Annotated in this window: 4 protein-coding genes; 3 read left to right on the top strand and 1 reads right to left on the bottom strand. The window is 35.9% G+C overall.

Going from position 1 to position 14,252, the window contains the following annotated elements; translation table 11 throughout:
- Window positions 1–538 precede the first annotated feature (538 nt).
- The gene (gene polA, locus CKF59_RS02710) at window positions 539–3,739 is read right to left on the bottom strand and encodes a DNA polymerase I (RefSeq protein ID WP_119534449.1); all 3,201 of its coding nucleotides are present in this window, start codon (window positions 3,737–3,739) and stop codon (window positions 539–541) included.
- A 267-nt stretch (window positions 3,740–4,006) separates the two neighbouring features.
- On the opposite strand from polA, the gene CKF59_RS02715 reads away from it, so the two are divergent.
- The 3 genes from CKF59_RS02715 to CKF59_RS02725 are packed head-to-tail and all read left to right on the top strand — an operon-like array spanning window position 4,007 to window position 14,243.
- The gene (locus tag CKF59_RS02715; protein ID WP_119534450.1) at window positions 4,007–6,322 is read left to right on the top strand and encodes a hypothetical protein; all 2,316 of its coding nucleotides are present in this window, start codon (window positions 4,007–4,009) and stop codon (window positions 6,320–6,322) included.
- A gap of 29 nt (window positions 6,323–6,351) precedes the next feature.
- Window positions 6,352–10,263, top strand: coding sequence for a glycosyltransferase family 25 protein (locus CKF59_RS02720; RefSeq protein WP_119534451.1), 3,912 nt, complete (start codon window positions 6,352–6,354; stop codon window positions 10,261–10,263).
- Between the two features lie 11 nt (window positions 10,264–10,274).
- Window positions 10,275–14,243, top strand: a complete 3,969-nt coding sequence (locus CKF59_RS02725) for a glycosyltransferase family 25 protein (protein ID WP_119534452.1) — start codon at window positions 10,275–10,277, stop codon at window positions 14,241–14,243.
- Window positions 14,244–14,252: the final 9 nt, after the last annotated feature.

Here is a 14,252-nt window from a genome sequence, read left to right on the forward strand (position 1 = left end):
GAAAAATTTGTAATTTTTCCTTAAGTGATTCATTTTTAAATAAAATATTTATTTGACTTTTTGATCACCTATAATCATTTTATCTAAAATCTCCCTTGATAACTTGGGTTATCTCCCTTACACTTTACTTCTTTTTCCTAAAAATGATCAATCATAGATCATAATTTTACTTTTTTCTTCCCTCATAAGCTCTTCTCCTTTAATCACCGTTCTTTACTGAGTTATTCCCTTTAATCCCTTAGAGATTACCCTTATATAGTTAATCCCTTAACAACTACAACTCTTCCCTTTGTTTTTATAGTTAACTCTAACTAAATAACACTTATATTAAACATTTTCTAATAAGAGGCTAACTTTGTCTTCTCTGATTATAGTTACCTCAAAAGTCTTTAAACTTTTGTAGCTTATCTTTACTTAAGTCTTTAGTTTTATTTTGCTCATAAAAAACCCCTCCACTCTTTAAACCTAAAGTGCGGAGGGGTTATTTATAGCAATTTTATTTGGAAGCTATTTTTATATTCGCATGAACCTTAAAACTTTATTTCGTCCAATGTGAACCTATAGACGCTTCTACTTTTAGTTTTACCCCAGGTAAACTTACTGAAGTTTCCATTACCTGTTTAATTTGAGCTACATATTTTTCAACAAGAGTTTCAGGAATCGAAAATACTAATTCATCGTGCACTTGTAAATGACTAATTACCTCAGGCATACAACTGGTAATTTCTTTTTGAATTTCAATCATTGCCAGTTTAATAATTTCAGAAGCCGAACCTTGAATTGGATAGTTAGTCGCATTACGTTTTTCAGATTCTACTAATGAACGTACTCCTGAAAAAATATAAGGTAAAGGAATAATGCGTCCATAAATTGTTTGGGCAAAACCTCGTCCCATAGCTTTGTCGATAGTTTGCGTAATAAAGTCTTTGATCTTAGGGTAAGTTGCAAAGTACTCATTGATATACGCTGAAGCCTGCTGACGACTAATCCCTAACTCAGTAGCTAAACTAAATGCCGTTTTTCCGTAGTTTAAACCAAAGTTAATTGCTTTAGCAATTTGACGTTGACTTCTTTCTACCTCTTCTACCGGCACATTAAATAGTTTACTTGCCGTACGAGCGTGAATATCTTCACCATGATTAAAAGCTTCGAGCATATGCTCATCTTGAGATAAAGAAGCTGAAACTCTTAATTCAATCTGACTATAGTCTAGGCTCACCATTTTGTAACCAGGAGGAGCGATAAAGCTTGCACGAATACGTTTTGCAATATTAGCTACCGCAGGAACATTTTGCAAGTTAGGGTCTTGTGAAGAAAGACGTCCGGTAACCGTTTGCGTTTGTAAGAAAGTAGTATGGATTTTTTGGTCTTTACTACTTTGAGCTAACTCAATTAACGGTATTACATGTGACGCTAAAATCGTAGTTAAGGAACGATAATTTAAAATATGTGCAATTACAGGATGATCTAGTTGAGTTAAAACTTCAGCAGCAGTTGAACCTTTGCCCGTAGGATCAGTTAATAACAAGTGATTATAGAGAACATCTGCGGTTTGCTTCGGACTATTAGGATTAAACTCCATTCCTGCAGCCTGATAGATATCTTGCTCAGCTTGCTTAATTTCCTCTTGCAAATCTGCCACTATAGATTCTAAATTAGCAATATCTACTAAAATCCCATTAGTTTCCATAGTATAAAGATACTTCCATAAAGGTTGTTCCATCTTTTGGTACAATGGACTATTTAGAGTAGAAGTTGCTAAACGATAGAATAAAGGCATAAACATGGTTGCCTGTTGGCACGATTGATAAATGCTCTCTAAATCTACTTTTGTTTTTAAGTATTTAATTGGAGCAAATTCAAGCTTGCAAAACTCTTTGGCTAAGTTCACTAGGCTATTGTCTTTGATTCCTGAATTACGCGTATAACCTACTAAACGTAAATCATGGACATTAGCTCCTACCGCATTAACTTCCGCAACACTTAAATTAAACTCGTGAGCTAAATCTTTTAAATCTGCAGTAAGTACAGGAATTTGCTCTTGAGCTAATAAAGGTTTAAACACTAGCTCGGCAAAAGCTTGCTTAAAGGCAAAATAAGCTAGGGTTACAAATTCATCATGTTTAATCCTATTTAAGAAAATTTGTGCTTTCGCAAATTCTAAGCTAAAGAGTTGACGCTGTTTATACTCAGGTTCACCTCCTTCTACTACAGCCTGCTTCTCTCCACTTTCAAGAAGAATATTTAATACTACCGGAGTTTTATGAATAGTATTTTTTTCTAAGATTAAGCTTACTTGCTTTGCTTGCTTGAGAACTTCAAGCAGAGGACTAGCAATTAAGAGTTCTTTAAACTTGTGATAAAACTTTTCTTTTAAATTTGCTAGCTCAGGATGTTCGCTATAGATCTCTTCTTTACTTAATTGCTCAGCACTAAAACCAAGAATTACCTCTTGTTCACTAAAATCAAAAGGATCTATCATCAGTAAAGGAGAGGTAGTTACATCTTGAGCAAATTCCGTAAATTTTCCAGAAAACGCTCGTGTCTCTTTTAAAAGTTCTTTATCTTCTGCAGTAGCTTGATAAGTAGCTTTACTACTTGCCGTCGTAGATTCTTCTGTACTCTTCTCTGCCGTTACCTTACGCTTACCACTACTTGCTGCCATTAAAGGCGTACCATCAGGCAAAAGTCCGGTAGTATAAATTTCTTTGGCTTGCTCTACGGTAAGATTTTTAATATCAAGTTTAGATAAACGTAAACTTTGTTTACGAGTTTTAAAACTATGCTTTTCTAAATAAGCTTCTACTTCTTGTTTTAAAGCTTGAAGATCATAGTTTAAACAACTTAACTTGCCTTCAACAAAAGAGTTACGAATACTAAAAAGCTCGTACTCCTCGAGTAATTCTAGAACTTTTGTGACATTTGGCTGTCTCATTAGCATGTGATCTAACTCGATATTTTCCATAGGCACATGAGTATTGATCGTTGCTAATTTATAAGAAAGAAACGCATTCTCTCGGGAAGCTAACATTTTTTTAGCAAGAGTTTGCGGTTTAAGGTTACCTACTTGCTCGGTAAATCTATCTTCGTCTATTGCTTGATAGATTTGCTCAATTCCTCCATAGGTATTGATTAACCCTGAAGCTGTTTTCTCTCCGACTCCCTTAACCCCCGGAATGTTATCGATACTGTCTCCACAAATAGCAAGAAAGTCGATCGTTCTTTCAATAGGAACCCCAAATTTACGATCTCCATTTTTATAATCGTAAAGAGAGTCATTTAAAGTATCTGCTAAAGAGATGTTTTTATCAATTAACTGTACAAAGTCCTTATCTTTAGATTCAATTAAAACTTCGACTCCTTGGGCACTATGATATTTAGCAATAGTCCCTATCACATCATCAGCTTCATAACCTGGAACTATATATACCGGAAAGCCCATGGCCTCTAGTAACTCAGGAATACGCTCGAGTTGCCACAAGAGCTGCTCATCAGGACGAGAGCGGTTTTGTTTGTATTCTGCGTAAATTTCATTACGGAAGGTTCCACCTTTAGGATCAAATACGACCACCACATTAGTAGGAAATACCTTACCGATATAAGAATTAATTGAAGTTATAGTTCCAGATAATGCAGAAGTATCATGGAAATTAGAATTTAAAAAATAATTAAAATTGGCATGATAGTTACGGAAAATTATTGCCGTACCATCAATAACATAAAGAAACTTGTCGCTCATAATGATTTTTATCTACAAAACAGTAGCTTAATTCTTGCTACTGCTTTATTATCTCCACTTTTTACGTAAGATTTGCCCTTAGATTTTAACACAAAAAATCTGTGGGCAAGAATTAAAAAACCTGTCATTAAACTTTTCCTCTGCCCTTAGTGAACCTAAGAAATTTAGGGAGCTAAAGGCAAAAGTTATTCTCATAATTGCGCCTAATTTATAGTAAAATATAAGGCATAAAATTTCCTCAATAATAATGATTTTTGGCAAAAGATTATGCATAAATTTTTGCAAACCCCTTTAACTTCATCCTTACCTAAATTTGTCTTAGGTACAAACCCTTTATTCTCGGTACAACCTTTTAATGAAGAGTTCACTTCCTTTACCGAATTTAAAGCTCAATTACTTGAGCAAGATTGGTATTTCTTTCAAATCTTACTCCGCTTAAGTTTTATTATTGATCGTAAATATCCACAACAACTTAAACTACAACAAGAGCAATTAACCCCTACACAAATTTTGTATGTGGAATACTGGGATCAAATGGCAAAATTTTTAATCCAAGCCTATGCTCCAATTACTCCTAGTTTAAAAGAACAAATCCAAACCCATAATCTCAAACAACAACTTAAACTTGACCGCTTAAATCGTTATCAACTCGCTGATTTTATCAACCAAGCTACGCTTGATCCTGAAATCTTACCTCAAGAGCTTAGTGCTAAAGTCCGTCAGCGTTTATATCTCCTCCTCGCAACTTGCTTTTACTTAGAAGCACCGAAAAACCAATTAACTCTTGCTCAATTAGAGCAAGCAGTGACCGTACGTTTGCTCAATAACTATCTCTTGCAAGTAGTTGCAAAAAAAGAACCTGCAACTAACGCAGAGCAAGAGCAACTACCTAAAAAGCAAACCCTAGCAGAACAATGGGTACTCGTAGCAAGTAGCAATCTGAGTTTAACGCCAGATTGGCCTCAACGTCTAGAAGTAATTCTCGAAGCTCTAGAAGGACGAAAACAAGTTTTTTCTCACGCTTCTTTACACCAAGCTCAAGAAGAGCTTAACTCATGTGGTAATGAGCTCAAAAGTCTTTGGCGTTGTCAACAGCAATATCAACAACAGTACCTCCTAGCTCTTGAAAGCTACAGCTCTCAACTGCAAGATTTACCAGGACTTGAAAGTCTAACCACTCCTCAAGCCCAAGCTTTAGCTGATCGTCTTTGTCGTACTGCGGTAATTGCTTTGGATAACTCTTTAGAATTAGAGGCGAATTTTAAGGCAAATACGGGACTCGATTTTGTTCCTGAGCAAAGCCTCAAAATTAATCTCAGCAAGAGTAAAATTGCCTATCCACAATTAGCAGACAATTTAAATTCGCAACAACTAAACTTTTTACAAAGCTTTATTCCAAGTTGCCAAGGACTTTATTTAGTTAATCTCCAAGCTCTTGTTACTCTCAAATTGCAAGAAGCTCAAGCTAATACTCAAGCTTATGGTGTGTATGCTCAAGTAGCCCAAAAACATTTATCTAAACTTGTACAAAAGATTAATAAAACCTCAAGTAACTATCAACTAGGTTTCCCTTATGCTTCACCAAGTTTAGATCCTTTTGCTTTTGCCTCTTTAGCTACCAACCAAACCTTGATTTTTGCTCAAGCTCAACCAAGCTTAGGACAAGTTATCAACGACAACTTAGCAGTACAAACCCGAGAGCAAATTGCCCTCTATCATAATCAACTTGCTTCTTATAATTTTTCAGGGAACTATGTAGGGCGAGGCTATGACTATCTTGCAACTATGAAGCACTTAGTGTTGAGCTATATACCCTCTTCGTATACCAAATTAGATCTGTACAATCAATTAAGCTCTCAAGATCTCAATAGCTATTTTAGTGTAAACTCTCAAGCTCAGACTAATCCTTTAGCCGTAGGCTCTTTTTATAAACAACCGCATACGGTAAACTTTGTTCCTCAAGCCTTAGCTCCACAATTAATGCGAGAGTCACAAATTCTTGCTGGTAACTTCTTTACCCGTGCTAGTCTGCTTGCACTCTTTAAGCAATTAAATCAACAGAGAGATACCTTAGCTCATGACTACTTATTAATTACTCAAAGTAGTACTCGTTTCCAAGCTAATTGGTACGGAATGGTAAATCAGCAACTTAGCAAGATCTTTACCCAAGACCTTCCTGCTCTTATTGTTTTAGGCGGACAAGGTCTAGAGTCAGAGATTCGAGCTTCACAAGTAGACGCTTTTCTTGTTCTCAAAGCGGCTCTCCCTAAACTCATTTCCGAGTTAGAAGCGCAAACTACCAGTGATCCTCTCTTAAATGCCTATGTGCTTCCGGAGCTGGTAAGTAAAGAAAGAATTTATCCTCAAGCTCCAATTGAGCTCGTAGATATTCAACAACCTCAAAGCTCTGAGTTAATTACCCAAGAAATTTCTTTAACTAATTCCCAATTTAAACTTCTCGCAACTAACTTACAACTAACTCCAAAACAATTAAAACAATTTGTTGTTAGTGAACGTAAAGAGCAAAAGCTCACTGCTTATAAGTTTAATTTTTCACAACTAATTTCAGCAAACCAAAAATAAGTTTAACTTAATAGGTTTAAGATAAAGTTATGGCAAAACTTCCCCTCTTTAATTCGATTCCTAAGTTTGCCCTTGTAATGCCTACAGGCAGTCAAACCCAGGAAGCATTTTTCGCTCAACCTTTTGCCCAACTTTTTACTAAAGTAAGTGGATTTGATCTGCCTAGCTACTTAGTAAAGTTAGGGAAAATTACTCAAGAGATGGCAAATGAATATCCTTGTGAGACTAAATTTGACCTCTTAGATGAGTTTCTTTATAACCCTAAAAGTATTCATACGCCTTTTCTTGATGCTTTAGCACCTTATTTTGATGTCCGCAAGATGCGTGATACTTATGATTTAAGCTTACCACGCCGTTTTGTAAGCATTGCTGATATTAACGAAGCTGTAAGTTTAATAAATCTTCTAGCCCATATTTGTCTTGATGAAAGTATTGCTGACGATCAATGGGTACTAATTGCCAATAATGAAATTATTCTTAGCCCTGAATGGCCGCAAAGAATTGAAGCTTTATTAACCAATTTAATTCCTTATAACCGTAATCTTGCCTCTTATGTAACTCCGGCATACCGCGAAGAGATTACCGCAAGCTTTAGTCAACAACAACTTAACGATCTCTCACGCTTAAAATTTATCTTTCTAAGTATTGAAGGCAATAAAAACCTCTCTCACTTAGATGAGACGCAAAAAGATGCCTTAAAAGTTTATCCAAGTTATAGCATTCGTAACGACATAAGTTCACTGACGGATAACATAGAATCACCTTATGGGATTCAAGAGTTAGAACTGTCTAATGTATTTAATTATCATCGCTCGGGAATGATGTTAATTAATAAGTTTGCTCTCTTAACCACCGTAAAACTTTGGGCAAAAAATAAAATTCGTGAAATTAACTACGGTAAAATTCACAATATTGTTTCGAGTGAAGCTTCTATGATCGCTTGTTACCAAAAAGAGATTAGTGCTAAAGAAGTTTTAGATCTCGAACTTAAAGATCAATACTTACAAAGAGATAAATACCCAGCAGACATTCTCGAAGGAGCAGACGCAGCGGGGAAAGACTATGGTAAGCTCGTTCCTCTTGAGCAAAGTGTTTCCTTTTTTAAAGATTCTTTACATAAAATCTTTAATTTTACAACCATGTCGGTAGCCTATGCCAATCCATTTCTTGGCATTCAAGCCTATGCTAATGGCTCGCATGAACTTACCGATCAAGACTATGTAAACATTGCAAACCAACAAGGAAAAGCGGTAGTTTTTAATTCCCATTTAGATAGATATACAGCTCAGGGATATGACTTTGTCCAACCTTTACGTAAATACGTTTTACAAGGTAAAAGCCACTTACACAAGTTCTCAACTTTCTTTGCTCAACGTAATACTCAAGGCTTTATTCCTGTTACGACCCCAAAACTCGAAGAGTGGACACAAGATCAAGTTGAAAAAGCTTATTTCTACTTTGCAAGATTTGCTAATGGTACACATCATTTACCAAACTTAACTGCAGCCGCTCAAACACTCGCTCAAAGACGTCTGATTCGTGAGATTCTTGCAGATCCGACTATTGACGAGAGTGAATGGATAGTTTTTGCCAAGGATCAAACTATTTTCCGTCCTGATTGGTATAAAAAACTCAATCAGTTTATGCGTTGGTTAACCATCCGTTACCCTTTAGCAAAAATTATTATTGCCGGCAACGAAAATCCTGACGCAGGGTTTAATTTTATTGATGATCCTGATCCGCAAAAGCGTCTTGAACTCTTTACCCAGCAATCAATTATTACTCCAGAATTAAGTTGGACTTGTCGCCTTGATCAAGATCTAGAAGCTATAGTAGCTAGTTCATTTAAATACTTAAGTTACTCTTTAGTCCTTGTACGTAAACGAGCTTTACATGAACGCCTTAGTGCCGATGATTACTTAAATGCTCGTAGCTTCTATCTCGATCGCTTTGCAGATTTAATTAACTTTAATGCGACTAATGTGATTTTTACTAATCCAAGTTTAGCTATTTACCATAACCAAGAACAAATCCATGATCTACAACTCCCGCAACTACAAGAAGATAGTAGTTTAGGTAAAAAAGAAGCTCAGGATCTCACCAATTTGGTAAATGTAAGTGATATGCAAGAGCAAGGGGCGGATTTACCTTGGCAAAGCCAAGAAGTCTACCGTCAAGCAGTAACAGCTCCCCAAGCGATCATAGAACCGCAAGTGTACAACCAAGAAAGTGGTGAAATAATTAATCCTCTTGAACGCATTAATACAATTCAGGCTCAAGAACAATTAGATTTAACTCCTTTTAGTTCGCAACAGGCCCAAAAAATTGCTCAAGAGCAACCTTTATTCTTTGGTCAAGAAAAACCAATTAAAGAATACTTTGAGCAATTAGAACCAAGCGAACTTGAAAACTGTTATAAATCGAGTCCGAAATTAAATCCTGAACTCCACTACCTTAAAGCGGGAGCTTTACCTGACTTAGTCGCTAAAGTTAAAAAATATGTAATTAACTTACCGCAATCGCAAGATCGCTTACAAGCGTTTATGCGTCAAAATAATGTCGAAGACTTTATGGTGCATCAGGCAGTTTGGGGTAAGGATCTGAGCGAAGAGGATATAAATGAACTCTTTGATCGCGAGAAATACAATGAACGTTATCACCGTACCATGCATGCGGGAGAGTATGGTTGCTCTTTAAGCCATACGCAAATTCTACGTAAAGCTTTATATGATACTGAATTAGGCATTGATGATTGGATTTTAATTATTGAAGATGATACTCGTCTTAATCCCGACTGGTATCAAATGCTCAATAAGGTTCTACTTTATGTAGAACAAGAACTTCCAAATCGGGTAGAAATTATTAATGGAGCCCAAAATCAAATTCCTAATTTTGATCTCATAGCTCCAAAACGCTTTGTGGGTTACCACAGTATTTACTCGCAATTAAATAATTACCATCAAATTACTCCGGAGTTAGGGATTACTTTAATTAACCGAGATTTCCCTGCGGGAGCTGGTTTCTATTTAATCCGTAAAAGTCTGTTAGTAAAAAACCACCAACGTATTTGCAGTAAAATTGACTGGGTTGCTGATGATATAGCTCAATACTATACTTTCCGTCCGGAAATCTTTGCTTATGTTAACCCACAACTGGGCTTTGATGATCGTGATTTAGAGTCAATTCTTGATCATGAACGTATTGCAAGTATTAATGCCGAAAAAATTAAACTACGTTCGGTAGCAGTAACCAATCCTTCTGCTTATGTCACTCGTGAAAGATTGCATGTGATTCAAAAAACCTTAAGTCTTGAGGAAATTAACCAAAAATTCCCGCACTTTAATGTAATTAAAAAAGAAGACTATGCAAGCTTACCACGCAACGAGCAAGAAAAACTATTTGATTTTGCTAAGTTCAAGCAAACCTATGGGCGTGAGATTACTCCAGAAGAACTTAATCTTACTCTAACTCACCATAAGGCTTGGTGCTATATCCGTGATTTAGGTGTTTCTGATTTTACGTTCCATTTTATTGTCGAAGACGATCAAACCCTAGCTCCAGACTTTTTACATCAATTAAATTGTATTAGTGAATATATTGATACAAGATTAGATTTAGATACTCTCTTAATTCAAACGAGCAATAGCAAGCAAGAACAGAACTTTGAGCTCTTAGAGGAAAAGGATTATCCACAACATGGTATTCATATAGGTGAGAATCCAGTGTACTCGATTAATGAGCAACAAACCGTAGCCATTATTAACCGTAAAGTCAGCAATGGTTCCGGTTCTTACCTCATGCTCAAATTTACCCCTTCACATATGCATTTATTCTTATCTGAAGGTAAACGCTACTTCCTTGCCGAGGACTATGTATTTGGCATGCCATTTACCAAAAAATCTATTGCTTTTGCTCAACCTCAAGTATCAATTAAACCATAACTTAAATTTCTATGTTTCAATTAGCTCGTAGTTACTTGTTAACTAATATTCATAATAATTCTGCACGTAATTTAAGTTTAAAACAACCTTATGCTCAGGAGTTTACTGAGCATAAGGCTTTAACCTATAACGAGGCAGAATTAGAACAACGCTTTAATACCCAAAGTTATCTACAAGAATTTGGTGAGCAAGATGTATCCCCTAAAGCTTTGAATCAAATTCTCGCTCATCTCGATTTACAGCTCGTAATTGCTCAAGACTCTAGTCTTGACGATGATGACTTTGTCCTCATAGTCCAAGAAGGAACTTTACTCGCAAGTAACTGGCAAGAGCAAATTGCAGATAGCTTACAGGCTGCAGCCAATAACCACATTCTTAAAGAACGCCTCAATGCTATAAGTTTAGGAGATAGCAAAGAATTAACTTTTAATTATTTTTCTCGTGCTACTCTTGAGACCCGTCGTAAAATTGTTGCGGGAGAACATAACTACCTCAACTTACGTGGTTGTGACTTTACCAAAAAACGTTTAGAGCTCTTACCACAATTTACTAAATACCTCGAGGACAAGTCTCCTCTAACCCAAAACTTAGCTTATAAATCTAGAGTTTTTAATAATCAAGGGAAACAATTAACTGCAACTAATGAACACCCTTTTAGCCAAACTCCTTTTACTTCTTTAACCAATATTAATGAACCTTTAGAGTTAGTTTGTGTTTCTCAGCTACCACTACATGAGCCGGTAGCTTACCTCATGCGTGTAAAGGCAATTCGTGAATATATCAATAAGCTTTGTCTTGATCCCCAAGCTCAAAAACAACAACTGCAAGTACTTAAAGAAGCCCAAGCTAAATTTCAAGGGCTAGCTCAAACTCAAGATCTTCTCACCAAAGTAGCTTCAGTATGGCATCAGCCTTTAGCTTGGAATATGTCCATGTGGCATCAGCTCTTTGAGTTTAATGTAGGTTCAATTGCGATTACCAACCCAAGTATTGCCGTAAGTAATTTCCGCTATGGCAACTTTGTTCTTACTCTAGATTCTTTAAGTCTTGTAAGCTGGATGCAAACACACCAAATTCAAGCAGGTAAAGCTAGCCTCGGTTATGACTATGTAACCTCAATGCCAAAATTTGTGATGTTTAAAGCTGATCACGCTTATAGCTTGCAACAGTTTTATAACAATAGTCAAACTACCAACTTTATGCCTCTCATGTTGGACTCACCAAGTGCAAGTAGTCAACATAGTCTGAGCTTAGGTTGGAGTAGAATCTTCTCAGATCTCAGTAACAATAGTCATATTTACAATAGTGAAAGCTTAAGTCAAACGCTAGCTCTCTATCGAGTATTCCAAGCAGTTCTTGCCAATCCGCAAATTGGTGAACAAGACTACTTTATTGTTGCAAATAGCTTTGTGAGTCTTGATCCCGATTGGCAAACTCGTCTAAATCAAAGCCTCGCTTATTTAGCAGGAGGAGCCCCAAATAATCTTATTCTCCTTGGCGATACGGTAGGAGCAAAAAATCTAGATTATCAAGCACCAAACCTCTATGAACAAGGAGGACAGGCTTTTGCTTCCAATGTACATTTTTATGTGCAACCAGACTTTGCTAACCTCTATAATCAAAATGAATACTTTGCCCAAAGTTTACAATCTTTAATTAAGCTCTCAAATAAAAACTTTTCTTTCTTGATCTTAAATAAAGGTTTAATTAAGAGTTATGTGCAAAGATTACGTGAAGAATTAGGAGAATTAACTTCTGAGCGTCTTGAAAAAACTTGGTTTAGTGCTCAAGAAAATCTCCAAACAGGTCTTTCAGATTATGATCCAGAAAATATCGAGCAACTTATAGCTCCGCTTAAAGAGGATCCTTTATACAAACTTTTATTCCTTGAAGATAACTTATCGCATCGAGAAATTAAAGAAAATAATCCCGAACTGCTCAAGGATATTCTCTTCCACGAGCAGCTAAAAAACTTTAGTCAAGAAGGATCTACAGAGAGTGAACATTTACAAGAATTTTGGTTAGAAAGTTTACTCAAAACTCTAGCTAAAGTAAGAGCAAAAACTCAAGATAAACTCTTTAGTAATAAAGAGCAACTCAAAGCCTTAATTGATCTTGAGCAATTAAATGACTGGCAAATTCTTACGCTTGCGGCTCCTTTATTTGAAATAAACTATAGTCGTCTTAGTTGGTATCTTGACTTTACCAGTCACTCAATTATTCAGGTTAATCCGCCTTTAGCGCAGGCTCTAGATACCGATCCTACAGCAAAAATTATTAATGAAGAGCAGTTTGGTTTTAGTGAATATCAAAATTTACGTTCTAATCGCCAAAAACAACGTCTTCTCACTTATTTAGATAATAACCAAGAACAATACCCTGATTATCTAAGTAAAGTTCGTAAATTCGTTATTAGCTTGCCCCAATCGAAAGATCGTCTTCAAGCTTTTAAAGCTCAAACTCATGCTCAAGATTTTGAACTCTTTCCCGCAGTTTATGGTAAAGAATTAAGCGAACAAGAAATTTCTTCACGTTTTGATAGTAAGCGTTTTTATAATACTTATGAACGTATTATGACCCTAGGAGAAATAGGTTGTACACTTTCGCACTGGGAAATCTACCAAAAAGTCTTACAAGATCCAAGTATTGCCGATGACGACTGGGTACTTGTCTGTGAAGATGATACGAAGTTCTTTACGAATTGGTACGAACGTACCAATAGTATTCTGCATTATTTATACAATAACCCTGAACGTAATACTCAATTTATTCAATGTAGCAATAATATGCTTAACCAAGATCGAGCTTTACCTTATCATAAGCTCAAAGAAATTACTTATTTCCGTTTTGAAGCCGATGATCTCATTTGCCTCAATCCAAAACAAAGTATTTTCTTCCCTACAGCAGTAGTATCTTATGGTTCAGCTCATTACTTATTTAAGAAATCATTACTAAAAACCAATTTCTTTCAAAATTTAAATCGTCCTTATTGGGTCGCAGATGATTTCCCACGCTTTTTTGAGTATTTACCTGATACCTATGTTTATGCTTCACCTATGCTCAGTCACCAAGATAATGACAACTTTACTTCAATTATTGAAGAAGAAAGAACGGTAACCCGTGAAGCTATGCGTAAACGTCTCTTAGAGACCGAACTCTATAAACCACTAAACTTCTTAAATAATAAAGTAATTATTATTCAACGTAGTTTAACTGAAGAACAAATTCAAGAAAAATTTGCAGATATAAGTCACATTATTAAACGTCAAGAATTTGATAAGCTCAGTGATCAAGAATTAGAAAAATACTATGATCTCGAAGCTTTCCAAGCAAATTATCAACGTTTACCAACAAGAGAAGAAATGATTCGTGCAATCATGCACCAAGAAGCTTATCGTTATCTCAATAATCTTATTGATAATGTGCATAATTACTATTTAATTCTTGAAGATGATGTGCAACCTGTATCTAAGAGTTCTTTAATCTTTGCTAATCAAGTGGTTAATTACATAGCTACCCGTCTAGATACTCGGACTGAAGTAATTGAGTTAAGCAATCTCTACTGGAATCAAGCTCTAGAAAAACACCAGCAAGATCCACGTGAGCTTCCAGGACATATAGATCTCGAAGCTCAATTAGCAAGTCAAGGGCGTAGTGTTGCTACTCTTGAATATGCAGATTTAACACCAAATGAATATGGTTACCTCTTTAGTGATTACCCTATCGAACAAGAGAACTTTGCTGATTACTATATTCTTGGTAATGCAAAACAAAACTACCATATTAACTCTTATCTCGATATTCAAATTACCGAGAACCATGCATGTACGGGAGGTAAAGCTTATTTAATCTTTACTTATCCTTTAAAAACTCAAGATACGGCAAACAAACCTATTGCTTGGTTACATGATGATTTCCCTAAATTTGTCTTCTATCACAACCTAGCCTTAGCTTACGCTATGCCTCCACTTTATTTCTAGGATAACTTT

Source organism: Psittacicella gerlachiana (assembly GCF_003585965.1).
Lineage (GTDB): Bacteria > Pseudomonadota > Gammaproteobacteria > Enterobacterales > Psittacicellaceae > Psittacicella > Psittacicella gerlachiana.